This is a genomic window from Nocardioides eburneiflavus (assembly GCF_004785795.1).
In the GTDB taxonomy this organism is placed as follows: Bacteria; Actinomycetota; Actinomycetes; order Propionibacteriales; family Nocardioidaceae; genus Nocardioides; species Nocardioides eburneiflavus.
The window spans coordinates 4,795,316-4,821,913 of the sequence record NZ_SRRO01000001.1; the positions used below are offsets into that span (position 1 = coordinate 4,795,316).

20 protein-coding genes are annotated in these 26,598 nt (G+C 73.2%); 11 read left to right on the plus strand and 9 right to left on the minus strand.

Going from position 1 to position 26,598, the window contains the following annotated elements; genetic code table 11:
• Nucleotides 1-170 precede the first annotated feature (170 nt).
• Nucleotides 171-3,467 carry an Rne/Rng family ribonuclease gene (locus EXE59_RS22530; RefSeq protein ID WP_135840892.1) on the minus strand — a complete coding sequence of 1,099 codons (3,297 nt, stop codon included), beginning with the start codon at nt 3,465-3,467 and terminating at the stop codon, nt 171-173.
• 337 nt (nt 3,468-3,804) lie between these two features.
• Nucleotides 3,805-4,533, minus strand: coding sequence for a TIGR03936 family radical SAM-associated protein (locus EXE59_RS22535; protein ID WP_246056996.1), 729 nt, complete (start codon nt 4,531-4,533; stop codon nt 3,805-3,807).
• Between the two features lie 121 nt (nt 4,534-4,654).
• On the opposite strand from EXE59_RS22535, the gene EXE59_RS22540 reads away from it, so the two are divergent.
• The 5 genes from EXE59_RS22540 (at nt 4,655) to EXE59_RS22560 (ending at nt 10,603) form a co-directional block, all read left to right on the plus strand.
• On the plus strand, nt 4,655-6,007 hold the full coding sequence (locus EXE59_RS22540; protein WP_168218341.1) for a hypothetical protein: 1,353 nt from the start codon (nt 4,655-4,657) through the stop codon (nt 6,005-6,007).
• Nucleotides 6,008-6,012: 5 nt separating this feature from the next.
• Complete coding sequence (locus tag EXE59_RS22545) at nt 6,013-7,458, plus strand: glycosyltransferase family 39 protein (RefSeq protein WP_135840894.1); 1,446 nt, start codon at nt 6,013-6,015, stop codon at nt 7,456-7,458.
• A 116-nt stretch (nt 7,459-7,574) separates the two neighbouring features.
• Nucleotides 7,575-8,720, plus strand: coding sequence for a DegT/DnrJ/EryC1/StrS family aminotransferase (locus EXE59_RS22550; protein ID WP_135840895.1), 1,146 nt, complete (start codon nt 7,575-7,577; stop codon nt 8,718-8,720).
• Nucleotides 8,721-8,740: 20 nt separating this feature from the next.
• Nucleotides 8,741-9,442, plus strand: coding sequence for an LbetaH domain-containing protein (locus tag EXE59_RS22555; RefSeq protein WP_168218644.1), 702 nt, complete (start codon nt 8,741-8,743; stop codon nt 9,440-9,442).
• Between the two features lie 48 nt (nt 9,443-9,490).
• Nucleotides 9,491-10,603 carry a DegT/DnrJ/EryC1/StrS family aminotransferase gene (locus EXE59_RS22560; protein ID WP_135840897.1) on the plus strand — a complete coding sequence of 371 codons (1,113 nt, stop codon included), beginning with the start codon at nt 9,491-9,493 and terminating at the stop codon, nt 10,601-10,603.
• 61 nt (nt 10,604-10,664) lie between these two features.
• Here EXE59_RS22560 and EXE59_RS22565 read toward each other — a convergent pair whose 3' ends face one another.
• On the minus strand, nt 10,665-12,641 hold the full coding sequence (locus tag EXE59_RS22565) for a DUF7657 domain-containing protein (protein ID WP_135840898.1): 1,977 nt from the start codon (nt 12,639-12,641) through the stop codon (nt 10,665-10,667).
• A gap of 190 nt (nt 12,642-12,831) precedes the next feature.
• On the opposite strand from EXE59_RS22565, the gene EXE59_RS22570 reads away from it, so the two are divergent.
• From EXE59_RS22570 to EXE59_RS24915, 3 genes are read left to right on the plus strand one after another with little or no spacing between them, the layout of a single operon-like run.
• Nucleotides 12,832-14,031 carry a glycosyltransferase family 4 protein gene (locus EXE59_RS22570; protein WP_135840899.1) on the plus strand — a complete coding sequence of 400 codons (1,200 nt, stop codon included), beginning with the start codon at nt 12,832-12,834 and terminating at the stop codon, nt 14,029-14,031.
• 42 nt (nt 14,032-14,073) lie between these two features.
• Nucleotides 14,074-14,997, plus strand: a complete 924-nt coding sequence (locus EXE59_RS22575; protein WP_135840900.1) for an NAD-dependent epimerase/dehydratase family protein — start codon at nt 14,074-14,076, stop codon at nt 14,995-14,997.
• A 7-nt stretch (nt 14,998-15,004) separates the two neighbouring features.
• A complete protein-coding gene (locus tag EXE59_RS24915; protein ID WP_135840901.1) occupies nt 15,005-15,439 on the plus strand; it encodes an acyltransferase in 435 nt (144 codons plus the stop codon).
• On the opposite strand, the gene EXE59_RS22585 is transcribed toward EXE59_RS24915, so the two are convergent.
• Entirely contained in the window at nt 15,426-16,379 is a 954-nt protein-coding gene (locus EXE59_RS22585; RefSeq protein WP_135840902.1) for a Gfo/Idh/MocA family protein, read from the minus strand. The two genes, EXE59_RS24915 and EXE59_RS22585, sit on opposite strands and share 14 nt — an antisense overlap.
• A 147-nt stretch (nt 16,380-16,526) precedes the next feature.
• On the opposite strand from EXE59_RS22585, the gene EXE59_RS22590 reads away from it, so the two are divergent.
• Nucleotides 16,527-17,510: a lysylphosphatidylglycerol synthase transmembrane domain-containing protein gene (locus EXE59_RS22590; protein ID WP_135840903.1), complete on the plus strand. Its 984-nt coding sequence runs from the start codon at nt 16,527-16,529 to the stop codon at nt 17,508-17,510.
• Between the two features lie 46 nt (nt 17,511-17,556).
• On the opposite strand, the gene lhgO is transcribed toward EXE59_RS22590, so the two are convergent.
• On the minus strand, nt 17,557-18,759 hold the full coding sequence (lhgO, locus tag EXE59_RS22595) for an L-2-hydroxyglutarate oxidase (RefSeq protein ID WP_246056997.1): 1,203 nt from the start codon (nt 18,757-18,759) through the stop codon (nt 17,557-17,559).
• A gap of 75 nt (nt 18,760-18,834) precedes the next feature.
• On the opposite strand from lhgO, the gene EXE59_RS22600 reads away from it, so the two are divergent.
• Nucleotides 18,835-19,425, plus strand: coding sequence for a hypothetical protein (locus tag EXE59_RS22600; protein ID WP_135840905.1), 591 nt, complete (start codon nt 18,835-18,837; stop codon nt 19,423-19,425).
• Nucleotides 19,426-19,430: 5 nt separating this feature from the next.
• On the plus strand, nt 19,431-21,983 hold the full coding sequence (locus EXE59_RS22605; protein ID WP_246057102.1) for a rhamnan synthesis F family protein: 2,553 nt from the start codon (nt 19,431-19,433) through the stop codon (nt 21,981-21,983).
• 15 nt (nt 21,984-21,998) lie between these two features.
• On the opposite strand, the gene EXE59_RS22610 is transcribed toward EXE59_RS22605, so the two are convergent.
• The 4 genes from EXE59_RS22610 to EXE59_RS22625 are packed head-to-tail and all read right to left on the minus strand — an operon-like array spanning nt 21,999 to nt 26,567.
• Nucleotides 21,999-24,458, minus strand: coding sequence for a rhamnan synthesis F family protein (locus EXE59_RS22610; protein WP_135840907.1), 2,460 nt, complete (start codon nt 24,456-24,458; stop codon nt 21,999-22,001).
• A gap of 8 nt (nt 24,459-24,466) precedes the next feature.
• Entirely contained in the window at nt 24,467-24,997 is a 531-nt protein-coding gene (locus EXE59_RS22615) for a hypothetical protein (protein WP_135840908.1), read from the minus strand.
• 20 nt (nt 24,998-25,017) lie between these two features.
• On the minus strand, nt 25,018-25,716 hold the full coding sequence (locus EXE59_RS22620) for a hypothetical protein (RefSeq protein ID WP_135840909.1): 699 nt from the start codon (nt 25,714-25,716) through the stop codon (nt 25,018-25,020).
• Nucleotides 25,713-26,567: a hypothetical protein gene (locus EXE59_RS22625; RefSeq protein ID WP_135840910.1), complete on the minus strand. Its 855-nt coding sequence runs from the start codon at nt 26,565-26,567 to the stop codon at nt 25,713-25,715. The genes EXE59_RS22620 and EXE59_RS22625 overlap by 4 nt, the downstream gene beginning before the upstream one ends.
• Nucleotides 26,568-26,598 lie beyond the last annotated feature (31 nt).

The following is a 26,598-nucleotide window of genomic DNA, read 5'->3' on the forward strand; positions in this document are numbered from 1 at the left end:
GACTACAGGTAGAAAACTTGCGGGACTGCGCACGACACCGCCTGATCGGGCGAGTACGCCGCGTGGCGGGCGCGCAGAATCGGTGCATCGAACACCGAGGGCCAAGACTACGGGATCGGGTGCCGACCGGGCAAAACGAGGTCGGCCCACCCGGGTTGAGTCCTCAGAGGTCAGCGCTTGCGCGAGCCCCTCTTCTTGATCGGGACGTGCTCCACGACCGGGGCCTCGGCGGCGGGCTCGGATGCGGGCTCGGCGACGGGCTCGACGACGGGATCCGCCCCCTGCTCCACCACGACCGTGCCCGGCTCGACGGCGCCCGAGTCCGGCACGGTGCCGACACCGGCGGGCGGGCCGGCCGGCCGGCTGGCCGACCGTCGGCGCGTACGTGTCACCACGCGCGGCTTCTCAGCCTCGGCGGGGGCCTCGTCGGGGGTCTCGGGCGCCTCGGCGGGGGTCTCGTCGGGGGTGTCCGCGGACGCCTCGTCAGGGGTCTCGGCCGGGGTCTCGGCCGGGGTCTCGGCCGGGGTCTCGGCCGGGGTCTCGGCAGGGGTCTCGGCCGGGGTCTCGGCCGGGGTCTCGGCCGGAGCCGCCTCGGGGGGAGTCTCGGCCTCGTCCGCCGGCTTCTCGTGGCGCGCCATCGCGGCCACGTCCTTCGGTGACGGAGCGTGGTGGGGCTCGGCAGTCCTGGCGGTGGAGCTGGCGGTGGAGCTGGCGGTGGAGCCTCCCGCGCCGCCGTTGTCCTCGCCCGACGAGCCGCGTCGCCCGCGTCGGCGGCTGCCGCGCCGGCCCTCCCCGCCGTCGTCCGAGGACTTCGTGTGGGGGTCGACCGGCTGGTCCTTGATCACGACGCCGCGACCGTGGCAGTGCTCACAGCTCTCGCTGAAGGCCTCGACGAGACCGGTGCCGATGCGCTTGCGGGTCATCTGCACGAGTCCGAGCGAGGTGACCTCGGCGACCTGGTGGCGGGTGCGGTCGCGGCCCAGGCACTCCACGAGGCGTCGCACGACGAGGTCGCGGTTGGACTCCAGGACCATGTCGATGAAGTCGACGACGATGATGCCGCCGATGTCGCGCAGCCGGAGCTGGCGCACGATCTCCTCGGCCGCCTCGAGGTTGTTCTTGGTGACCGTCTCCTCCAGGTTGCCGCCGGAGCCGGTGAACTTGCCGGTGTTGACGTCGACGACGGTCATCGCCTCGGTGCGGTCGATGATCAGCGAGCCGCCCGAGGGCAGCCAGACCTTGCGGTCGAGGCCCTTCTGGATCTGCTCCTCGACCCGGTACGTCGCGAAGACGTCGCCGGCGCCGTTGCGCTGGTACTTCTCGACGCGGTCGACGAGGTCCGGGGCGACCGACTCGACGTAGCCGTGGACGGTGGTCCACGCGTCGTCGCCCTCGATGACGAGCTTGGAGAAGTCCTCGGTGAAGAGGTCGCGGACCACCTTGAGGGTCAGGTCGGGCTCCCCGTAGAGCAGCTGCGGGCCGGACCCCTTGTGGGCGGCCTTCTTCTCGATGTCCTCCCAGCGCGCCTTGAGCCGCTCGACGTCGCGGGTCAGCTCGTCCTCACTGGCACCCTCGGCTGCCGTACGCACGATGACGCCGGCGGTGTCGGGGACGATCTCCTTGAGGAGGGTCTTCAGGCGGCTGCGCTCGGTGTCGGGCAGCTTGCGGGAGATGCCGGAGGTGGTGCCGTCCGGGACGTAGACGAGGAACCGGCCGGCGAGGCTGACCTGGCTGGTCAGCCGGGCGCCCTTGTGCCCGACGGGGTCCTTGGTGACCTGCACCAGGACCATCTGCCCGCTCGAGAGGACCGACTCGATCTTGCGCGGCTGGCCCTCCTTGTGGCCCAACGACTGCCAGTTGACCTCACCGGCGTAGAGCACGGCGTTGCGGCCCTTGCCGATGTCGATGAAGGCGGCCTCCATGGACGGCAGCACGTTCTGGACGCGGCCGAGGTAGACGTTGCCGATGAGCGAGGTCTGCGACTCGCGTGCGACGTAGTGCTCGACGAGCACCTTGTCCTCGAGCACGCCGATCTGGATGAGGTCCTCGCGCTGGCGGATCACCATGACGCGCTCGACGGACTCGCGGCGGGCCAGGAACTCTGCCTCGCTCACGATCGGGGCGCGGCGGCGACCGGCCTCACGACCCTCGCGGCGGCGCTGCTTCTTCGCCTCGAGGCGCGTGGAGCCCTGGACCGAGGTGATCTGGTCCTCGGCGGAACGTCCCTTGCGGACCCGGGTGACGGTGTTGGGGGCGTCGTCGTCGCCACCCTCGTCGCCGGACCTGCGGCGGCGCCGGCGACGCCGGGAGGTGCCCTCGCCGTTGCCGTCGCCGTTCGCGTCGGAGCTGCTCTCGGCGCTGTCGTCGGAGCTGGTCCCGGAGCTGTCGGACGTGTCCGCGGAGTCGTCCCCGGGCTCGGACGAGCCGGCCTCGGCGCCGGACTCGGCACCGTCGCCGCCGGACTCAGACGACTTGCGGCGGCGGCGGCCCCCGCGGCGACGGCGACGCCGCGCGGGGCCGCCCTCACCATCGGTGTCGGCGTCGTCGTCCGAGTCGGAGTCGGCGTCGGCGTCGGTGTCGTCGGAGGAATCGGTGGACTCGGCGCCGGCGTCCGCGGCCGCCGTGCCGTCGGCGGTCTGGTCGGCAGTCTCGTCGGTGGCGCCCGCGGCGACCTCGTCGGTCACCTCGTCCTCGGCGACCTCCTCGGTCGCCGCAGCGTCGGCGGCGTCCTGGGCGGCCGCTCCGCGACCGCCGGACTTCTTGCCGGACTTCTTGCCTGCGGCCTTCTTGCTCGCGCCCCTCGTCCTCGCCGACGTCGTGGGCGCGACCTCGTCGCCGGCCACGTCGACCGCAGCCGACTCGGGTGCGGCCGACTCGTCCGCTGCGGGAGCCTCGACCGGGATCGGCGTCGGCTTCTTGCGGGTCCGGCGGGTCGTCGTCGTCACGACCGGGGCCTGGAACAGCACGGCGTGCCCGCTGTCGGCCTCGGGGCCCGACTCGTCCGAGACGGGCTCGACGGCGGGCTCGACGGCGGCCTTCTTGGCCGTGGTCCTCTTGGCCGGGGCCTTCCTCGCGGCGGTCTTGCGTGCGGCGGCCTTCTTGACCGGGGCGGCAGGCTCGTCGACGGACGCGGCCGCGGGAGCGTCAGCAGCGGCGGACGCCTCGGCGTCGGCCTCGGGTGCGGCGGCCTTCTTGGCGGCGGACTTGCGCGGGGCGGCCTTCCTGGCCGTGGCCTTCTTCGCGGTGGCCCTCCTCGCGGGGGGCGCCGACTCGCCGACGTCCGTGGCCTCGGCGGTGTCACCGGTGTCGGCCGGCGCCTCCGGGGCGGCGGCCGCCTTCTTGGCGGGTGCCTTGCGCGTACGTCGCGTCACGACGGGAGCCGCGGGGGCCGTCTCCGTGGGTGCCACCGGGGCGTCTGCCCCCGACTCGCTGCGCTCGGGCTGGTCGTTCTGGTCATCACTGAGCATGTGGTGCTCCTCGGGCACCCAGACGGTGCCGATTCGGCGTCCGCCGCTCTCGAGTGACGATCCCGGGGACGCAAAGCTTCTGTGGCGGCGACACCCTCCGCGTGTGCGTCTCCGGGCAGGAGATCCGTCACCTGCCGCGGTCGCCGGGCCACCGTCGAGTCGCTGTCACCGACTCCTGTGGCCGCGTCGCGGTCCGGTGACGTCCACCCACCCGGGGTGCCGGCCCCTCCCCATCCATCAGGGCGTGACCGGCGAGAACGTCGTCGGCTCGACGGGATCCCGGCGGGAGCCGGGGCGTCGAACGTGGCGAGTATCGCACACCGCCGCAGGCCTGGCCCTATGCGCGAGCCGCCAGCGGGTCGCCCACCTCGCCGGAGTCGCTGAGCGGCCCCTGGGCCGCGCGGGTCATCAGCGGCGCCTCCCCGGCCGGCAGCCCCGCGACGGACTCGAGTCCTCGCAGCACGTCGTCGGGGCGTACGGCCGGGGTGCCGTGCCGCAGCACCACGTCGAGCGACGTACGCCCGCCGGCCGCCGGGTCCTCGGGCAGGACCACGAGCGACACGACCGCTCCCCGGGCGTCGAACTCGCGCATCCCCTTCTTCGTCATCCGCTCCACCAACGTCTCGTCGGCGGCGAGGAACCGCTCCACGGCGGCGGTCGTGGCGTCCCGGTCGGCGGCGAGGTCGATGCGCCAGCGGCTGCCCTCGAGCAGGTCGGACAGCGACCCGCCCGGGGACTCGACGACCTCCAGCACGTCGAGGCCCGGCGGCAGCGCCTCGTCGAGCTGGGCGTGGACGTCGGCCGGGACCACGACCTCGGCGAGCGCCAGCTCGAGGTACTCGGCCTCGCTGGCCGAGCCGGTGGGCGCGGCGCCGGCGTAGGAGATCCGGGGGTGGGGGTTGAAGCCCGAGGAGTACGCCATCGGGATCCGGGCGCGGAAGACCGCGCGCTCGAAGGCCCGGCTGAAGTCGCGGTGGCTGGTGAAGCGGAGCCGACCCCGCTTGGCGTAGCGCACCCGGAGGCGCTGGACGGGCGGAGCCTGCTGCTCGGGCTGTTGCTGGGGCACGAGAGGAAACGGTAGTCGCCGGTCCGTCTGGTTAGGGTGCTGCCGTCGCCGGAGTCGAAGGGGGAACCAGTCCGTGCGTAGAGCTGCCGCGTCGCGGCGAGGGCCGACCCGTTCGCGGACGGTGCCGGTCCTGCTGGTGGTCACACTGGTCGTCCTGCTCACCGCGCTGTGGCGCGAGGCAGGGTCGCGCCAGCCGATGAGCAGCGTCGACGAGCACATGCACCTCGACACGCACGCGCACGTCCACGACGGCACGTACCCGCACCGCGGGTCGCTCATGACGATGGAGGTCGTGCGGGAGTGGGCCTGCGGCGTCGGCCACGAGGCAGGCGACGCCATGGCGCCCTGCGACCACCCCGACCTCGGACCCAACTCCCTGCCGTCCGGCATCTACACGTCGGGCTACATCCACTACCCCACGTACTTCGTCCTGGCCGAGGGATATCGCAGTGCCGCGGAGGCCGTGGGCGGTGGCGGGTCGTTCGTCACGCCCTACCGTCACTTCGCCGCCCTCATGGCCGGCTCGGGGATCCTGATCTGCCTCCTCGCCGGCTGGCGCCTCGGCTTCCGGGGGGCACGTCTGCTGGCGGCGACGTTCGCCCCCTCTGCCGCTGCGGGCATCCTGCTCTACGGCACGATCGCCAACCCACAGTCCTCAGCGGTGCTCACCGGCGCGCTGATCGCCTGGAGCGGTCTGCGCTGGGCGATCGGTGGACACGGCTTCTGGTGGCTCGCCGCGGCCACGGCCCTCGCCGCCTCCCTCGCCGTCGTCCAGTCCCTTCCGGCAGGCGTCTTCATGGTCGCGATGCTCGCCACCCTCGTGCTGCGCCGCCTCGGGTGGACCGTCCCCGGACCGTGGCGACCGCGCTGGTGGCAGCTCGGCCTGCTCGCGGTGATCGTGGTGGCCCCTGTCATCGCCTACGGCCGGTGGCTGGAGTCGCGGGCCACCATCCCCAACAGCGAGCTCTACGGCTTCGCGTCGTTCGACGGTCTCGCCGACGTCGTGCGCGGCGCGCTGTGGGAGCTCTCGATCCTCCACACGCCGTGGTACGAGTCGGTCTCGCTGGGCGCGGACCCACAGGCACCGCTGGTCCAGCACGCGGCGCGGGCGGCCGTCCAGGGCGTCCCGCTCTGGATGACGCTCGCCGTCTTCGCGCCGCTCGCCGTGGTCGCCGGCCGCGCACTGCTGCGCGCCCGCGCGGCGTCCACGCAGGAGGACCGCACGGTGGGGATCGTCCCGCTCCTGGTCGTGTCCGCGTTCGTCACCCTGGTCCTCTTCCCGCCGGCACTGCGGGTGAGCAACGCCTTCAACGTGGGCTTCGACTACCCGATCGTGTCGCGGTACGCGATCTCGTTCGTCCCGGTGCTGGTGTGGCTCGTGCTGCTGGCCACGCCCGGGCGGCCGGTGCTGGGCAGGGTCCTCGCGACCCTGGGGACGGTGGGCGTGCTCGGCGTCGGACTGGCGATCTGGTGAGGCCCGTGACGCGTACGACCTCCCTGCGCAGCCGCGCGGCCTCGTGGCTCGGCGTCGGCGTCCTCGTCGCCGGCCTGGTCCTCACCCTGGTCACGACGTGGCGCCTGGCCGGAGAGGGCAAGCCCCTCTCCCCCGTCGACGAGATCGCCCACGCCGACACGGCCTTCAAGGTGCACCGGGGCACCTACCCCTACCGCGGCGCCGACATCGGCCGGCCGCTCGTCGACACCTGGACCTGCTACTCCGGGCACCAGTCCATCGCGTGGCAGGCGCGGTGCGGCTCGGCGAAGGCGGTGCCGAGCCGCCTGCCGCAGCCCACGGGCTCGCACACCACCGGCTACATCCACTACCCGACCTACTTCGTGGCCGGTGAGGGGTTCCGCCGTGCCCACGACGCAGTCGCCGGCGAGGCCCGGTGGGAGCTCGACACCTACCGCCGCTTCGCCGCCGTCGTCGCCGTGCTCGGCATGGCGCTCTGCGCGTACGTCGCCAGGCGGCTGGGGCTCGGGCCGGCCGGGCAGGTGGCGGCGGCCTTCATCCCGGTCGCCGCGCCGTCGGTGCTCGTCTACTCCACGATGGTCAACCCCATGTCCGCCGCCGTGCTGTGCGGAGCGCTGGTCGCCGGTGCCGGCCTCCGGTGGCTGCTGACCGGACGCGGCTTCGGCTGGGTCGCGGCCGCCACGGCGGTCAGCGCCGCCGTCGCGGTGACGGCGTCACTGCCGGCCGGGGTGCTGCTCGTCGCCGTCCTGCTCGGCCTCCTCCTCCGGCTCCGGGGACGGCGGTTCGACACGCCGTGGGACCCGCGCTGGTGGCACGCCGCCGTCCTCGCCGGGCTGCTCGTCGTGCCGATCCTCGCCTACGGAACCGTGATCGACGCTCGCGCGACGATCGACGACGCGACGCTCTACGCGCCCTACGCCCGTGCGGGCTGGGAGCAGGTCGCGCTCGGCGTGTGGGCGGAGATCTTCGCCTCCCACCTGCCGTGGGTCGAGGACGGCAGCCTCGTGCGGCCGGAGCTGGGCACGGTGCGCACCTACGTCCGGGCGGCCGGGATCGGCATGCCGCTGCTGGTCACCGCGATGGTCGGGGGCGGCCTGATCGCCGGTGCGACGGGCGTGCTGCGCCGGCTCGACCTGCCGTGGCGTCCCACATCGGCGACGGTGCCCGAAGGGCAGTCCGACGGCCAGCCCGACCGGGAGCCCGTACGCGTGCTCCAGCTGGCGGCCGTCTCGGCCCTGCTGGGCCTGCTGGCCTATCCCCCGCTGCTCCGGCTGCTGAACGCCGTCAACGTGGGCATCGACTACCCGGTCGTCTCCCGCTACTCCATCTCCCTCGCCCCGTTCTTCGTGCTGGTGGTCCTCCTGCTCGCGCGCGACCACCCTTGGTTCGCCAGGGTCCTCGCCGCGGTCGGCGTGATCTCCGTCGCGGCCTGGTGCGTCAGCGCCTGGTGAGGGCCCGCCCCGGGCCCTGGCCACGTTTTCCGTCTTGCCCGTGGCGACGCGTAGGTTGTGACGGTCACACCACACGATGCGCAGGCCCTCTCGGGCCGTGATCCGGAAGGTCCTCCATGCTCGCCACCCGTCAGGTCGCCCTCGGTCAGCCCACTGTCGGCGAGGAGGAGATCGAGGCGCTCCGCGAGGTGTTCGCGAGCGGCTGGCTCTCCGGCGCGGGCCCGACCTGCGTCGCCTTCGAGGGCGAGCTCGCCGCGGCGACCGGCACCGCCCACGCGCTCGCGACGTCCAACTGCGGCTCGTCCTTGCACCTGGCGCTCCAGGTGCTCGGCGCGGGCCCCGGCGACGAGGTGATCGTCGCCGACTACACCTTCCCCGCCACGGGCCACTCGGTGATGTGGACCGGCGCCACGCCGCGCTTCGCGGACGTCCGCCCCGACATCGGCACCATCGACGTCGACGCCGCGGCCGCCCTGGTCAACGAGCGCACGGTGGGCATCATCGCCGTCGACATGGTCGGCCAGCCCGCCGACTACGACGAGCTCGCCGCGCTCTGCCGCAGCCGTGGGCTGTGGCTGTTGGAGGACGCCGCCTGCTCGGCCGGCGCGACCTACAAGGGCCGGCCGGCCGGCAGCCTGGCCGACCTGGCCGCGTTCAGCTTCCACGGCCGCAAGGGCATCACTGCCGGCGAGGGCGGCGCGCTGGTCGGCGACGACGCCACGCGCATGGACCTGGCCCGCAAGCTGCACACCTACGGCATCGCCCCCGCCGTCAGCCGCGAGGGCTCCTCGGCTCTGGCGGTGCCGTCCTTCGACATGGCGGGCTACAACTACCGGATGTCCGACGTGCAGGCCGCCATGATGCGCGTCCAGCTCACCCGGCTCCCGGCCCTCGTCGCGGCGCGCACCGCTGCCGCCGCCGGCTACGCCGAGCGCCTCGGCGACGCCGAGGGGATCACCCTGCCGGTCGTCGCGGAGAACCGCACCCACCCCTACCAGTCCTACCTCGTGACCACCGACGACACGGTCGACCGCGACGCCGTGGTGATGGCGCTGCGCGAGCGCGGCGTCGGCAGCAACTTCGGCACGTACGCCTCCCACGTCCAGCCCGTCTACGGCACCCAGGACGTGTGCCCGGTGTCGGCCCGACTCTTCGCCACGCAGTTCGCGCTGCCGATGCACGCCAACCTGGTGGCCGACGACCTCGACTACGTCTCCGAGCAGCTGCGCGACGTCCTCGCCGACCCGGCCGTGCGCCGCTGAGGCGCAGGAGCGCGACGCACGTGGGCAACGACAACAGGATCCACCCGACCGCGGTCATCGGCCCGGAGGTCACCCTCGGCACGAACAACGTCGTCGGACCGTTCTGCGTCCTGCAGGGCAGGGTCAGCCTCGGCGACGACAACTACCTCGCCTCGCACGTCGTGGTCGGCGGTGCCGCGGAGGTGCGCGGCCACGACATGACCGCGTCGTGGGAGGAGCCGTTCGACGGCAACCCCGTCGCCATCGGGTCGCGCAACGTCTTCAAGGAGATGGTGACGATCAGCGGTGGCTGGGCCCACGAGACCGCGGTGGGCGACGACGGCTTCTTCATGACCAAGGCCCACGTCAACCACGACGGCCGGATCGGTGACGAGGTCACCGTGTCCGCGATGGTTGTGACCGCCGGCCACGTCACCGTCGGCGACGGCGCCAACCTCGGCCTCGGCACCGTGGTGCACCAGCGCCTGACCGTGCCGGAGGGGTCGATGATCGGCATGCAGTCCGCCGTGACGCGCCAGCTGCCCCCCTTCGTCGTGAGCATGGGCGTCCCTGCCCGGGCGGCGCGGCTCAACACCTACCGGCTCGACCGCCTCGGCGTGGCCGCCGACCAGCACGAGCCGCTCGCGGCCGTCGTGCTGCACGGCTCGCGCGACACGAGCGGCCTGCACGACCCGCTCAAGGCCCCTGTCGAGGCGTGGCTCTCACGCCTCGAGCACCACTGACGACCTCTGACCGCACCGACTGCACCGACCGCACCCGAAAGGCTCCACATGTCCGCCGAGTCCCTCCCGTTCATCCCGCCCGCCAAGCCGATCGTCGGCGACGACGAGCGTGCCGCCGTGGACCGCGTGATGCGCTCCGGCATGATCGCCCAGGGCCCCGAGGTCGCCGCGTTCGAGCAGGAGTTCGGCGCCGCGGTGGCCGGCGGGCGTACGACCGTGGCCGTGAACTCCGGCACCTCGGCCCTCCACCTCGGCCTGCTCGCCGCCGGCATCGGGCCGGGTGACGAGGTGATCGTCCCGTCCTTCACCTTCGCCGCGACCGCCAACTCGGTCGCGCTGACCGGAGCGACGCCGGTCTTCGCCGACGTCGAGCCCGACTACTTCTGCCTCGACGCCGAGAGCGTCCGCGCCGCTGTCACCGAGCGCACCGTGGCGATCATGCCGGTGCACCTCTACGGCCACCCCGCCGACGTCGACGCGCTGCGCGCCGTCGCCGACGAGCACGGCCTGCGGCTGTTCGAGGACGCCGCCCAGGCCCACCTCGCGACGTGGAAGGGCGCCCAGGTCGGCTCCTTCGGCGACTTCGCGATGTTCAGCCTCTACCCGACCAAGAACATGACCTCGGGCGAGGGCGGCATGGTCTCCTGCGCCACCGAGGAGATCGCGCGCACGGTGCGCCTGCTGCGCAACCAGGGCATGGAGCGCCAGTACGCCAACGAGGTCGTCGGCTTCAACGCCCGGATGACCGACATCCACGCCGCCATCGGCCGCGTCCAGCTGACCAAGGTCGAGGGCTGGACCAAGGTGCGCCAGGAGAACGCGGCCTACCTCGACGCCCACCTCGAGGGTGTCGTGGTGCCGCCCGTCGCCGACGACGCGACGCACGTCTACCACCAGTACACGATCAAGGTCGACGGCGACGAGCGCGACCGCATCGTCGCCGCCATGCGCGAGGAGCACCAGGTCGGCTCGGGCGTCTACTACCCGATCCCCAACCACCAGCTCGCCTCGCTGACCCGCTACGCCGAGGGCCTCGAACTGCCGGTGACCCAGCAGGTCGCGCGCGAGGTCATCTCGCTGCCGGTCCACCCATCGCTGGGCGAGGCCGACCTCGAGCGCATCGTCACCGCCGTCAACACGACGGTGCGCGCCGGAGCCTGAGCGGCCCCTGCACGACCGCACCGCGGCCGGTGTCCCTCACGGGCACCGGCCGCCGTGCGTCTCACCCGCGCTCGCGCAGGGCGTAGACGTACTGGGGGCCGCCGTTCCAGGTGAAGGTGCGCAGCGGCCGCACGCACGGACCGGGGATCTCCAGCGTCGCGACGACGTAGCCGACGTCGAGGTCGCTCTCGGCCAGCCAGCACGGGTGGGCGTGGATGACGATGACGTCGGGCGCCGCCTCCTCCACCCACGGGGCGTCGCGCTCGCCGTCGAAGGCGACGTAGAGGTAGCTCGCCCCGCGGTTCCACACGTTCTCGTACTCGTGGTCGGGGTCGACCTTCTCCCACTCGGACACGATCGGGCCGGTCACCTGGTTGCCGGTGAGGGTCGGCGCGCCGTTGGCGATGAGCAGCGCGTTGGCCGCCATCGAGTTGGTCGCGATGAGCGTGCCGTCCGCCTCGGCGCGGCGGGTGAGGGCCCGGGCCGCGTCGGCCGCCGGGCTGCTGCGCAGGTCGCCGACCCCGCGTACGACCGGGTTGGCGTCGATGCCTGCGGCCAGGCACACGACGAGCGTGCCGACGACCGGCCACGAGCGGGACGGCCAGCGGGTCACGGCGTAGGCGACGGCCGACACCGCCAGCACGGCCGCCCAGACCTGCCAGGTGGCCAGGTCGGGCAGCGCGCGGCGCGCGTCGGAGGCGCCGTAGGCGGTGACGACGCCCGTCGTGACGGCGGCGGCCACGGCGAGGCGCGAGGAGTCCCCGGTGAGGCGGGAGACCAGCAGGACCAGCAGGAGCGTGGCCGGGAAGCCCACCGTCTGTGCCGCCCGGACCGGCAGCACCGCGCTGAGCAGCGGGACGTGCTCGCCGAGCAGGCCCCAGTCGAACATCGCCCACGCGCTCCACAGCGCGGTGGCCGCGGCGAGGGTGGTGATCGCACCCCTCTGGGCAGTGGTCGCACCCGCCCAGGCGCGCCGCCACACCACCAGCGCCCAGAAGGCGCACACCAGGAAGCCGGAGGAGATCTCGCTCTGGTTGAGCAGGGTGGGCGCGGCCCCGTCCTCCATCTCGAACAGCGCCGGCCCGCCGACGAGCTGGGAGGGCATCTGGGCCGCGCCGGTGACGCGCCGCAGGCCCGGGTAGACCGTGTTGAGCTCGGCCGACAGCGACGCCGCGTTCTCGAGCAGCGTGCCGGCCAGCACGGCCAGCGAGACGAGCGCGCCGGCGCCCACCGTCAGCAGCGCCTGGCGGCGCGTGACCCGGTCCGCGACGAGGTAGACACCCGTGGCGATCACCAGGGGCACGCCCAGGGTGAGGGACCACGGCACGTAGTAGGTCACCAGCCGGGCGAGCAGCACCCCCGCAACCGCGGCCTGGAGCACCGCGACCACCCGGTGCCCGGCGACCATCCGGTCGCGCGCCAGCCAGAGCACGTAGCTGCCGGCAGCCGCGAAGGCCATGATCCGCACCGGCATGAAGGACCACCACAGCGACGCCGGGGCGAGGAAGACGAGCACCACGCCCAACCAGGACAGGGGCCGCGACGCGCCCATCCGGCGCAGCAGCGGTGGCAGCGCGAGCACGAGGAGCAGCCAGGGCCACGCCCGGAACGCCGAGAACAGCATCTCGTCGGGCAGCCACGGGCCCAGCCGGAGCAGGTTGCCCTCGTGGAAGAGGACCGACTCCACGACCTGCCCGGACGAGATCTGGTAGATCAGGTCGGGGTCCTGCGACAGCGACGGGGCCGTCGACGTGCCGTGGGCGAGCACCGAGAGGTCGATGGGAGCCTGCGTCAGCCACTCGTCGCTGCGGATGGGCAGGGACGTGCCCCACTGGTCGGCACCCTCCCCCGTGCCCTCGACCGACAGCAGGCCGAGCGACGAGGTGGACAGGCTGCCGAGCACGATCGCGGTGTAGGCCAGCAGCGGTAGCAGCACCTCGAGGCGATCAGGCCAGCTGCCCAGGATCCGCCAGGTGCGCCGCTCCTCGTCGGGGAGCGGCGATTCCGGTGGCTGCGGTGAATCCGGGGACTCCGACACCGCTGGTTCCGGCGACGTGGTGTCGATGACGGCCTCCCCGTGTCTGGTCCCGAGCGGCGGTCAGGCTACTCCATGCCGTACGGCGCACCGCCTGCCCGGGCCGCGCCCGTGGCCGCGGCCGGATTGGGAGCACACCGCCGCGGATCGTTATGGTGGACCGGTTTGTCGGCGCAATCGATCGGGGTCATACGTGCGCATCGTCGTGGTGAACAACTTCTACCCGCCGCGGGTGGGAGGCAGCGCTCACCTGAGTGACGCCCTGGCGCGCGGCTATGCCGCCCGGGGCCACGAGGTCCTCGTGGTGACCGCGGCCTACCAGGACGCCCCTGCCGAGGAGTGGCGCGACGGCGTACGGGTGGTGCGCTTCCCCGCCTTCGTGCTCCCCGAGAGCCGGCTGGCGGTCTCCTTCGACATCTCGTTCGCCACGCGGCCGTCGCTGCGCCGCCGCCTCGCCGCGCTGCTCGACGACTTCGCGCCCGACGTGATCCACCAGCACGGACAGTTCATGGACCTCACCTGGGCCACCGGCGCATGGGCGCGGCGACGGGGCGTTCCCGTGCTGCTGAGCATCCACACGCGCCTGGAGAACCCCGCGGCCACCTACCGGCACGCCTTCCGGTTCCTCGACGCCACCCTCGTGGCGCCCCGCCTGCGCCGCTCGCGGCCCTCGCTCGTGGTGATGGACTCCTACATGGACGACTACATCAAGGAGCGCTACCGCGGCCGCTACCGCGACCTCGTCGCGATCCCCGTCGGCGTCGACCCGGCCTGGGTCCGCTCCGGCGACGCGACCCGCGGTCGCGAGCTCGCCGGCGTCGGCGACGCCCCGATCATCCTCTCCGTCGGGCACGTCATCCCGGTCCGCGACCGGCTCGGCCTGGTCGAGGCGCTGCCCGCGGTGCTCGCCCGGCACCCCGAGGCCCGCCTGGTCGTCGTGGGCCGCGTCTACTACGACCTGTTCCAGAAGCGTGCCGAGGAGCTGGGCGTGGCCCACGCCGTGCAGAGCCTCGGCGCCGTCCCCAAGTCCGACATCCCGCACCTGCTGGCCGCGGCCACCGTCGAGAGCCACGAGCAGGGCCTCGGCCTGGGCACCGCGACGCTGGAGTCGATGGCGGCCGGCACCCCGGTGGTGGCGTGGGGGCGCATCGACAACTTCCCCGGCATCCCGATGATCGACGGCGACGACATCTTCATGTGCGACGTCGGCGACGTCGACGGCCTGGCCGCCCGCCTCAACCTCGCGCTCGACGACCCCGAGGCGACCCGTCAGGTCGGCGAGAGCGCCCGCGCGATCGTCGACCAGCACTTCGCCCTCGACCGGGTCACCGAGCGGCACCTCGAGGTCCTCGGCGGCCTCGTCGCCCACCCGGTCCCGCAGCGCACCCGCTGACCCCCGAAACCCACGATCCACACCCCTGAGGAGATCCACCAGATGAGCTCGAAGGAAACCGTCTTCTTCACCGGCGGAGCCGGCTTCATCGGCCTGCACGTCGTGCCCATGCTGCTCGAGAAGGACTACAAGGTCCGCATCTTCGACAACATGTTCCGCGGCGACCGCGAGGCCGTGGCCGCCCTCGGCGACGACGTCGAGCTCATCGACCAGGACGTGCGCTACGGCGGCTCGGTCCACGCCGCGATGAAGGGCTGCTCCAAGGTCATCCACGCCGCCGCCGTGTCGATCAACAAGAGCCAGGCCGACCCGCACGAGTCGATGGACATCAACATGATCGGCAACCACAACGTGTTCGCGGCCGCCGCCGAGCACGGTGTGGACCGACTCGTCTACTGCTCCTCGGCGTCGGTCTACGGCGACCCCGAGCGGCTGCCGATGCACGAGGACGACAAGCTCCTCCCCATCACGCCCTACTGCATCGCCAAGCGCGCCGGCGAGGACCTCCTCGCCTACTACCAGCGTCGCGCCAACCTGTCCTGGGTCGCGCTGCGCTTCTTCAACGTCTACGGCCCGGGCCAGAAGACCACCGCCTACTACACCTCGGTGATCAACCACTTCGTCAACCGGATCAAGAACGGCGAGCCCCCGGTCATCGACGGCAAGGGCGAGCAGTCGATGGACTTCATCCACGTCCACGACATCGCACGCTCCGTCGTGCTCGCGCTCGAGTCCGAGCAGGCCAACGTGCCGGTCAACGTCGGCACCGGCATCGACACCTCGATCGCCGACCTCGCCCGGATCCTCATCGACGCCGTCGGCGCCGACGTGGAGCCGCAGTTCAACCCCCGGGACGTCCTCGTCGGCCGCCGGGCCGCCGACACCACCCGCGCCAAGGAGGTCCTCGGCTTCGAGCCGACGATCGACGTGCGGACCGGCATGACCGAGCTCATCCGGGGACAGTGAGCCTCCGGTGAGCGCGTCCCTGCCGCCCAACCCGTGGAACGAGCACGCCTGGGTGGTCGGCGAGCCGACGGTCGGTGAGGGCACCTGGATCGGTGCCTTCACCGTCATCGACGCCTCGGGCGGGCTCACCATCGGCCGGGGGTGCGACATCTCCTCCGGCGTGCACATCTACACCCACTCCTCGGCGAGGCGCTGCGTCTCCGGACGCCGCTTCGCCGAGGTGGAGCGCCAGCCCGTCACGATCGGTGACCACGTGTTCGTGGGCGCCGGCGCGATCATCAACATGGGCGTCACGATCGGTGACGAGGCCGTCGTCGGAGCCGGGGCCGTCGTGACCGCCGACGTCCCTGCCCGCGCGATCGTCGGCGGCGTACCTGCGCGTCAGATCGGTCGGGTCGACCTCGACGACCCGACCGACCCGCGGCTCGTCACCGGGTCCTGAGGACCTCGTCGACCACGCTGTGCGCGGGCAGGATGCTCGCGCGCTCGGCGTCGAGGTCGACGGTGCCGTCGACGAGGTCGACGAAGTGGGCGAGCTGTGAGACCAGCGGCTCGGCCCCGCCGATCTCGGGCACCTCGATCTCGGTGAACTGGCGGAACCCGACGAAGTCGTCGTCGGGCTCGATGCTGGAGTGGCGGTAGCTGGTCAGCCCGCGGCGCAGCAGGTCGATCTCGATCATCCGGTCGAGCTCCTGGATGACCATCGAGCGGACCTTGACCTGCCCGAGCCGGCTCGCGGACACCGAGGCGATGCCGCCGCCGGAGAAGCGCACGCCGGCCTCGACGATGTCCTCCGCGCCGGGGACGCTCTCGGGGTGGAACTGCCCGACCTTCACGTCGAAGGACTCCGGCTGCTCGCCGCCGAAGGCGCGCACCACGAGGTCCACGTCGTGGACGAGCAGGTCCCAGGCCACCCCGGTCTTGATGCGCGAGGCGTACGGGGAGTGGCGCTGGGCCCGCACGTAGAGCGGGGCCTCGACCATCTTCATCGCGGTCATGACGGCCGGGTTGAAGCGCTCGAGGAAGCCGCACATGAGCGGGGTGCCGGCCTCGGCGGAGGCGTCGACGAGCTCCTGGGACTGCTCGAGCGAGGGGCACAGCGGCTTCTCGACGAGCAGCGGCAGCCCGGCGGCGATGACCTGGGCGGCGAGGTCGTGGTGGGCCTCGGTCGCCGCAGCGATCACGACGGCGTCGTAGGCCCCGATCCCGTCGAGGTCGGCCTGCCACGCGGAGTCGTACTGACCGGCGACGGCGCGGCCACTCTCCTCGTGGGGGTCGATCACGGCAGCCAGCTCGGTCCGCGGACCGGTGGCGATGACACGTGCGTGGTTGCGGCCCATGGACCCGGATCCGACGAGGGCGATGCGCAGTGGTTCAGCCATGCCCGAACCCTATATACGGGTCGCGTTTTGGCCGCATCGCGCCCCGGTGGGGCAAGATGGCCGTGCAGACGCCCCCACCGCGGCGTCGTCTCAGCAGGTGCCGCTCCGGGCGGCCACCCGACGAAGGGATCCGTCACGTCCACCGAAGTGCAGCCCGCGCACACCATGCGCGGCCGGCTCATCCACTGGGCGCGCCTCCTCCTCGTCGTCGCCGTGGTCGTGGCGGCCGGCTATGCCCTCTGGTCCAACCACGAGGTCGTGCAGGAGACCCTCGCCGAGCTGTCCTGGCGTGACTGGCTGCCGTCGTTCCTCGCGCTGCCCGTCGCCATCCTGCTGTCCACCTGGAGCTGGCAGCTCCTCGTGGACGAGCTCGGCAAGCCGATCGGCGTGGCCCGCGGCGCGCAGATCTTCCTCGTCGGCCAGCTCGGCAAGTACCTCCCCGGGTCGGTGTGGGCCTACCTCCTGCAGATCGAGCTCGGGCGCCGCGCCGGCCTGGCGCGGGCGCGGATCTTCACCGCCACGCTGTTCTCGCTGGCCGTGGCCGTCGTCGCGGCCCTCCTCGCCGGCTCGCTGGTGCTCCCCGGTTTCATCCGGGACTACGAGGAGCTCCGCAACCTGGTCTGGCTCTACCTGCTGCTCCCGATCGGCGTCGTGTGCCTCCACCCGCGCATCCTCGAGCGGCTCGTGGCCCTCGGCTTCAAGATCCTGCGCCGCCCGCAGCGTGACCACCCCGTCCGCACCCGCGCCGTGGCGCTCTCGCTCCTCGCGGCTGTCGGGTCGTACGGCTTCTTCGGCCTCCACCTGTGGCTGCTGGTGCGGGGCGTGTCCGACGTCGACGGCAGCGCGGACTTCCTGCTGGTGTGCATCGGGACCATGGCGATCGCGATGATCTCGGGGCTGTTCTTCTTCCTGCTGCCCTCCGGCGCCGGCGTGCGCGAGCTGATCATCGTCACGGCGCTCGCGCCGACCATCGGCGCCGGCGAGGCGATCGCCCTCGCCGCCGTGTCCCGCGTGCTGATCGTCGTGGCGGACCTGCTCACCGCCGCGTGCGCCGCCGGGCTCGGCTGGTGGGAGCGACGGCGCTACGGCCCGATCCCCCACGACCAGGGCGTCGACGACGACGAGTCCTGACCGGCCTGCCTGACCCGGCGCCGGGTGACCCTGGGCACTGGGCGGATCAGCCCTGGACGCCGTCCACCCGGTCGACGATCAGGTCGGCGATCGGCAGCGCCGAGGTGGCGGCCGGCGACGGCGCGTTGACCACGTGGAGGGTGCGCGGCGTGTCGCGCATGAGGAAGTCGTGCACGAACGAGCCGTCGCGCATGACCGCCTGTGCGCGGATGCCGGCCTCACGAGGCGTCAGGTCCTCGAGGCGCAGGTCGGGGCAGTACTTCTGGCACAGCCGGAGGTAGCCGCGCTTGGACAGCGAGTTGCGCATCTCGCGCACCCCGGTGCGGACGTTGGCGCGCGCGACGTGCCACATGCCGGGGAAGGTGACGATGTCGCGGACGTCGCGGCGGTCGAAGGAGAACTTCGGGTAGCCCTCTCGGGCCAGGCCCAGCACGGCGTTGGGGCCGACGTTGAGGCCCCCGTCCACCGTCGGCGTCAGGTGGACGCCGAGGAAGGGCAGCTCCGGGTCGGGGATGGGGTAGATCAGCGTGTCGACGAGGTCGGCCCGCTCAGGGCGTACGTCGTAGTACTCCCCCCGGAAGGGCACCATCGCGAAGTCGACCTCGACCCCCGCCATCGCCGCCACCCGGTCGGCCTGCACGCCGGCGCAGAAGACGACGTGCGACCCGCGTACGTCCCCGCGGCTGGTCGTCAGGACGACCTCCTGCGCGGTCTCCCGGATGCCCAGCACCCGGGTGTCGCGCATGAGGGTCCCGCCGGCCTCCTCGACCAGCGTCGCGAGGCGGCGGTTGATCATGCCGTAGTCGGTGATGCCGGTGGCCGCGACGTGCAGCGCACCCAGCCCGGCCACGTGCGGCTCGCGCTCGCGCAGCTCGGCGCCGGAGAGGACCGTGGCCTCGATGCGGTTGACCGCGGCACGCTCGGCCAGCGCCTGCATCGCGGCGAGCTCGCGCTCGTCGGTCGCGACCAGGAGCTTGCCGATGCGTCGCCACGGGATGCCGTGCTCCTCGGCGAACTCCTCGGTGGCGGTGGCGCCGGCGCGGCACAGGTCGGCCTTGAGGCTGCCGGGCGTGTAGTAGATGCCGGAGTGGATGACACCGCTGTTGTGGCCCGTCTGGTGACGACCGAACTCGGGCTCCTTGTCGAGCAGCAGCACCCGCCGGTCGGGGTGGCGCCGGCTCAGGGTCCACGCGGTGGCGGCTCCCACGATGCCGCCGCCCACGACGACGTGGTCAAAGGTCTCGGCCACTGGGGTCCTCCAGGGTGCTGGTGCGAGGTCGGGCGACAGCATAGGTACTGACCACCGAGGGTAGGGTGCTGCCCCGTGGAGAACCGGGGAGACGACACCGACGAGACCGGCACGGCCGCGAGGCTGGCCCGTGCGGAGAAGGCGCTGCGCCAGTCCGGCCGCGAGCTGAAGTGGTGGCAGATCGAGCTCGAGCACACCAAGGAGGCCCTGCAGCGCGCGCGGCGCCAGCGGGCCCGGCTGCGCGACCAGGTCGACTCCCTCTCCGACGCCCTCGCGACCACGCTGTCCGAGGCCTACTGGGCCGCCCAGGACTCGCGCGGCTCCGGCGTGGCCCGCCTCGTCGGGCGGCGCTCGTCCGGCGACGCCGAGGCCGACCTGGTGCGCGAGGTCGAGGCCAGCGCGGCCTTCGACGGCGGCTGGTACCTCCGGACCCATCCCAAGGTCCCCGGCACGGGGCTGAGCCCCGCCCTGCACTACGTACGCCACGGCAACGCCAAGCGGCTCGACCCGGGGCCGTCCTTCAGCACCGCGGCCTACCTCGAGCGCCACCCCGAGGCGGCCGACGAGGGTCTGCCGGCCCTGCTCCACGCGATCCGCCACGATCGGCTCGGCGAGACCCGCGACGACGACGCCACCGCGTCCCCGGCCAGCGACCTGCACCTGTGACGGGCATGCTGGACCTCGCCGAGTTCTCCTCGCGCTGGCGCGCCTTCGTCCCCCGGTGGGTCGCCGCGTCCGACGAGGAGCGCACCCGGCTCGTCGCGGAGGCGATGGCCCACGGCCTGCCCGCTGTCGAGGAGGGCGAGGCGGGCGAGGCCCCGGACCGCGACGCCGTCCTGGCCGCGGAGGTCGCCGTCATCCGCGCGAGCGGTGAGTTCGACGAGTTCGGCTACATGTGGCACAACCCGGACCTGCGCTGGCACCTGTGCACCGGGCCCGAGCAGGCGATCCACTTCGCCGAGCGCGGCTGGCACGAGATGCGACACCCCTCCCCCGGCTTCGACCTCTGGCACTACACCAACGCCCACCTCGACCCAGAGGACGACGAGGTCAACCCCGTCGTCCACCACGCGCTCGAGGGACGACGCCACGGCCTCGCCACGCTCCCCGAGGTGCAGGAGCTGCCGGCACCGACGGCGCCCGAGGGCACGCCGCGACGGGTCTGCCTGTTCGCCGCCTTCGACGTCGACGGCATCGTCGACCCGACCGTCGTGTCCTACCTCGCCGACCTCAGCCGGTTCGCCGACATCTACTACCTCGCCGACTGCGAGCTCGAGGACGGCGAGCTCGACAAGATCGCGCCCTACACCAAGGGCGCCTGGGCGATCCGCCACGGCCGCTACGACTTCGGCTCGTACTCGATGCTCGCCACCGACCTCGTCGGCTGGGACGTCATCGACCAGTACGACGAGATGATGCTCGCCAACGACTCGTGCTGGCTGGTCCAGCCGCTCGACACCGTCTTCGCCAAGATGGACGCCACCGCGTGCGACTGGTGGGGGCTCCAGGCGACCTACGAGGACTTCGGCATCAAGGACTACGAGGCGCTCGGCCGGCCGCTGTCGCTCGACGACGTCGAGGAGCAGATGCGCCAGCAGGACCTCTGGCGCTACTCCGACTTCATCCACGTCGGCTCCTACTTCCTCGTCTACCGCCGACGCGTGCTGCAGGACCCGGAGTTCCGCCGCCGACTCGAGACCGTCGCCAAGCAGCGCGACAAGACCGCGATCATCCTCAAGTACGAGATCGGGTTCTCCCGCCACCTCATCCTCGGGGGCTTCCACCTCGCCACCTTCGTCGACGGGATCCTCCCCTACCACCCGGTCTACCGGGCCTCGGCCTTCGACCTGATGGCCGAGGGCTTCCCGCTCCTGAAGCGACAGTTCCTCTACGAGAACCCCTTCTCCGCCCCCGACCTGCGGTTGTGGAAGCAGCGCGTGCTCGAGCACGTCCCGGACGCCGACGTCGACGCGATGGAGTCCAACCTGCGCCGGATCGCGCCGGCCTGGAGCCTGCACCGCAGCTTCGCCATCCGCTCCGGTCCCGACGGCACCGCGGTGCTGCCGGAGCCCCTCGGCTCGGAGACCTTCCCCGACGAGGACCGGTGGGTCCCCTCCTTCGACCACTGGTGGGGCTTCCCCGTCGACCCGCGCACCGGCCTGCTCAGCGGCGCGGTCCGCGCCGTGTTCGACGCCGTGCGCGACGACCCGTCGGTGAAGAAGATCGTGCTGGAGGGTTCGCGCCCGCTGGACGTCTCCGGCCAGAACGTCGTCCGCATCGCCACGGAGAGCCCGCCCGGCCAGATGTACGGCCTGCGGATGGGCACGATCTTCACCACGGTCGGCCCCCGCAGCGACGTCAACCACCCGCTGTCGCCGCGCCACCACCGCTTCCTCCAGCTCGGCAGAGCCACCGGTCTGGCGTCCCCGGACGTCGGGCTCGACGGCAGCGGCGACACCTGGGGCCTGCGCGACGCCAGCGCCCTCGAGCTCGACGACGCGCTCACGCGGGTCGTCGTGGTCTCGGGCACGCCCGGCGCCGAGGCTGCCGCACGCCTGCCCAGGCTCGACGACGACGGGGTGTGGGCGCTCGGCTCGCCGCGCATCGACCTGCTCGTCGCCGACGAGGGCGACCTGGCGCCGGCACACCGCGGTGAGCTCGACCGGCTGCGCCGGGTCCTCGCGGGCCGACGCCTGGTGGTCGTCGAGCCGTGGGACACCACGCTCGACCTCGACGCGCTGGTCGCCTGGGCGAGCGCGCACCCGGACGTCGCCGTGGCCGTACGCCCCGGGACGGGCACGGGCGCCTCCCTGCCCGAGCCACTGCTCGACCTGTCGGACGAGACCCTCGTCTCCGACCCCGCGAAGACCCCGCTCCCGGTGCACCCGGAGACCGCGTGGCGCTCGGCCGACGTGCTCGTCTCCGGCTCCGCCGCCGACCTCGCCGACTGGGCGGTGCTCGGCCGGCCGGCCGTCAGCATCGTGACGGACGAGCGGGCTCGCGACGCCGGGCTCCCGCTGCGCTCGACCGGCGTGCGCGACCTCGGGCCCGCTCTCGACGCAGCGCTGGAGGCCGGCCCGGACGACGCGTACGTCTCCTGGGGCCGCGGCCTGCACTCCGCGAGCGACGGGCACGCCGCCGAGCGCGTCGTCCTCGCGCTCAAGGCGACCTACCTGCCGGTCGACGAGTGGCTGGCCGAGGAGGCCTCGGCCGGGGCGGACTGACCCGACGAGGGTCCTTCAGAGGTGCGCGAGCTCGCGCTCGCGCACCCGGCGAACGAACCGGCGCGCAGCGCCTCCGTCGAGCGCCACCACCTCGTCCGGGACACCGGGCGGCGCCTGCCAGCCCGCAGCGGCGGCGGTCGAGAGCGCGTCGAGGAGCCGCTCGACGGGGTCACCCGGGCCGTGCACCACGAGGGCGTTCCCGGCGGCGCGGGCGTCGAGCAGACCCGCCGCGGAGCCACCGACGAGCGCGGAGGCAGCCCGGAGGACGACCGCGGCGGACACGACGCTGCGGTCGCTGAGGCCGACCGGAGCCAGCGGCCGGAGTGCCTGCGTCAGGCTCGTCGGCGCGTCCGGCCGGTCCTCGCGCACGCCGAGGACCACTCCGGCGCTGCGGGCCCAGTCGCCGAGCCGCGCCACGTCGTCCGGTGACCAGGTCGCGGGCCGGTCGCCGCTGAGGACGACCAGCGGGCGACCCTCGAGCCGAGCCCGCAGCCGCGCCTCGGCCTGTGCCAGGTCGTCGGGCAGCACGTCGGCGAGCAGCAGGTCGTGGCGAGGGAGACCGGTCAGCCACACGTCGTCCGCAGCCAGGTGCGGGTCGGCGACCCGGCGTGCTGCGGCCTCGTGGTCGGAGGTCACCGCGACCGCGTCGACGGCGCCGAGGACCGGCGCTGCTCGGCCGGGCGCCCACGGTGCGCCGACGTGGACGACGCGGTGCCGGGCGGGCAGCGGCGCGTGCGGGAGCGCGGCGTCGAGCGGGTCGGCGACGACGATCACTCCGCACCGCACCACCGCCTCCTGGCCGTCGAGGGTGGCGATCGGGACGACGCTCACGTTCGTGCCGCTCACGTCGTCGCGCAGGGCCCGGGTGCGGGTCAGGACGACCTTGCGCACGGTCGGGTCGTGGCGGACCTGCTCGAAGACGGCGCGCACGCTGGGGTCCAGCCGGCCCGACGGCCCGGCCGCGAAGGCCCACCAGTGCCCGAAGGACGGCGTCTCGCGGTCCATCCGCCGGAACGGGTGGCCCGCGAGGGCGGAGGTGCGTACGGTCCGGCGCCCCGTCGCCGGGTCCTGGACGACGTCGTACGCGTCGTGCACCCGCGCCGGATCGGTGACGCGGTCGATGTTGGCCGCCATCTCCTCGACCCGCGCCGCCGGAGCGAGCTCGCGCAACCGCTCGCGCCACCGGCCGACGTCGGGCGCGCGGCGCGGGTTCTCCCCCAGGAAGTTGCGCTTGGCCAGCGGGAAGCCGCGCCCGACCAGGTCGAACACGTGCCGGGAGTAGAGCGGGTGGAACGGCTGGAGGTCGGGCAGCCAGGTGTCGAAGTCGTAGCCGGCGTCGGTGAGGTGGCGGCTGAGGCCGACCTCGTACTTGTGCACCACGAGGCCCTTGGCCTCCTGCGGGACGACCGTGTCGAGCCGCCAGCGGAAGCCCTCGTCGGCGACCACCGGCCGGCGGAAGACCAGGAAGTAGGAGCTCAGGTGCAGGTAGCGAACGTCGCTGAAGTGCCGCGGGCCGATGAACCGCTGCTTGGCCTCGGCCAGCGGGATCGGGGAGTCGTCGCGGAAGTAGTTCTCGTCGTGCTCCATCGACGTGGCCTGGAGGCTCCACCAGTCGCACGCCCGGGCGTCCATCGTCGCGAACACGTCGTCGAGCGGGTGGAGCAGGAAGCACGAGTCGTTGGCGAGCAGCAGCTCGTCGTAGGAGTCGACGACGTCCCAGCCGACCAGGTCGCGCGCGAGCATCGAGAACGAGCCGAAGTCGTAGCCCCCGTGCGGCACGCTCCACGCGCCCGCTGTCACGTCGGCCAGCTTGTCGAGCTCCCCCGGCTCGAGGACACCGTCGGCGAGGTAGTGGACGTCCGCGTGCCGCGAGAGCTCGCGGAGGTAGGTCACGACGTAGTCGTCGACCACCCCGTCCGCGTCGTAGGCAGCGAAGAGGCAGAGACGGCGGGGCGTCGTGCCCGCCGGGGGCTGGACGGCGGACCGCTCCGGGGGCGGGTCGGGGACAGGCCCCCAGCCGAGGTGGCGACCGACGACGAGCCAGTGCAGGAGGGGGTCGGCGCCGTCCGTGGTCGGGTCGAGGCGGTCGACCCAGTAGGACCAGAGGTCGAAGCGCGGGCTGGGGTTCTGCAGGAGCCGCCAGCCGGTCTCGACGTGGTGGCGGTAGGGGTCCGTGCCGCGTCGCAGCCGGTGGCGCACGGCGTACTCGTCGGCGTCGAGGAACCCGCTCGCGGCCACCACGGCGCGCGCGGCGGCGACCCGCGCCCGCTCGGGTGGCTGCGCACCGCCGGAACCGCCCGCGGGCAGCCCGTCACGGAGCACCTCCTCGACGAGCGCGTGGGCCGCCTCGGGGCCGTCGGCGGCCGCACGGCGCCAGCGCCGGACGAAGCCCGCCCACCGGTCGTCGAAGTCGGCGACGACGGCGCGCCTCTCCGCCAGCCGGTCCTCGAGCCGATCCTGCCCCTCCGGCTGCACGCCGCCCGTCACCGGCTCGCCGGCGGGTAGGCGTCGGCGCCCTCGGCCTCGGCCGAGGCGAGGAAGTGCACCAGCGGGTTGATCCGCTCGACGATGACCTCGGGGTGGTCGAGGACGTACTGGGCGATGTCGAAGGCCTCGCTCGGCTTGCGGAAGGGGTGGTCCCAGTGGCGCAGGAAGTGCACGCCGGGGTCCTCCCCGCGCTTGGCGACGTCGAGGTGGGTGCGCAGGTAGTAGGCGGCGTCGAAGAGCGGCGACTGCCGGATCAGCTCCAGCTGTCCGGCCTCCTCGGCCGTCACGCTCGTCGAGCCGCGCCTCCACCACGACTTCTCGCCGGCTCCCGCCACCGCGGTCTCACCGCGCAGCCTCTCGGCGAGCAGCGCGGACAGCGTCTCGGCGGCCTTGGCCGCGCGGTCGCGGGACTTGCGCAGCCGCGCCTCGCGCTCACCCCACTTCTCCTGCTCGGCGCGCGCGGCGGCCAGCTCGCGGCGCAGCAGGTCGACCTCGTCGCGCAGGGTCTCCAGGTCGGGCTCGCTCACCCGCCGCACTCTAGCGACCCCTAGCGGACCGGGACGATGCCGCTGCGGCCCTGCCACGTCCCGTGCTCGGACAGCGGCCGGAACCGGTAGGTCGCGAACTCGCGGTGGAAGTCGCGACGCTCCCGCTCGGCCATCGCGGTGGCGTGGCGAGCGGGCTCCGAAACCTGCGAGCGGCCGTGGACCATGTCCTCCATCTCCCGCACGCTGCGCCACACGGAGAACGTCGAGATCGTGCGCGGCGGGCGTACGGCGGCCAGCGCCAGCGTGACGCCGGGATGGTCGCGCACGAGCCGCTCCACGGGCTTGCCGTGGCGCAGGAAGCGGGGCACCTCCGGGAGTCGCATCCGCGCCAGGGTGACGGCCACGACGGGCTCGTCCTGCGCCCAGGTGCCCGCGCGGACCGGCAGCCCCGGGAGCGCGTCGAGGGTCGACCAGCGCCGCAGGAACTCCAGCCGCACGTGCCAGCCCCCGGCGAGCGAGCGGCCGAGCGGGTCGTGGGCGAGGAAGCCCTCGAGCGCCGCCTCGTCGCGCCACTGCGCGAAGACGGCGATCCGGCGCAGCTGCAAGCGGTCGGGCGACACCGTCGGTGCACCGAGCCGCATCAACGACAGGCACTCGGCGTGGTCGAGCCCGTCGACCGCGTGCCCCCGCGGGCGCAGGAGCGCCTGCGCACCGACCCGGCGCGGGACCTCGGCGAGGTGGAAGGAGTGCAGGCTCACGCGGCACGGTCCGGATCGTGGTCCAGCCTGTAGTGCAGCCGCACGGCCGAGGCTCCCCACAGCCGGACCTCGTGGTCGGTGCGCAGCACGCCGTGCTGGTCGACGTCGAGGTGGAAGGTCTCGTGCAGCGGCACCCGGGCCGCGTGGGTGCGCCCGCCGTCGCGGACCACGACGTACGCGCCGTCCTGGCCGAAGCGACCGGCCGGGGACTCGAGCAGGAGCCCGCCGTCACCGGCCACCGACGGCCGCAGGAACACCTGCACGTTGCCGGACTCGAGCGGGAAGGCGACGTGCACGCTCGGGCCGACCGCGCCGGGGAGCGTACGCGCGGAGTAGGCGCCGCTGAAGACGGGCCGTCCGCTGCCGCGGAGCGTACGCGTCCACGCCGCCGCGACCTGGCTGCCGTGGGCGTCGCGGACAGGGGTCACCCGGCTGTCCATCCCCCGCGCCACGTCGAGCGGCCGCATCGGCAGCGCGAGCTGCTCGACGCGCCGCCCCCACAGCCGCGAGACGAGCTCGCCGCCCGGCCAGAACAGCGGCGACCAGCCGGTCCACACCTCCATCTGCCACTCGGACGTGTGCTCGTAGAAGTCGCGCACCTCGGGACGGAGCCGGCGTGAGTCGAACCCGGGACCGTCGAGCGCGGCCATCGAGGGCAGCAGCCCGGCACTGTCGTCGTGCGGGCCCAGCACTCCCCCGCGTCGGGCGGCCTCTGCCTCGAGCCACGCGGTGGTGACCCGTGACGACTGGCTCATGGGGGCGTCCAGCCACCGCTCGGGTCCGTCGAGGTCGACCTCGCGGCCGGTCAGCCGCCAGAACTTGCGGGTCCCGAGATCGAGGAGGTGCAGCACGAGCCGGGATCATGCCACGGTCGTGCGGCGA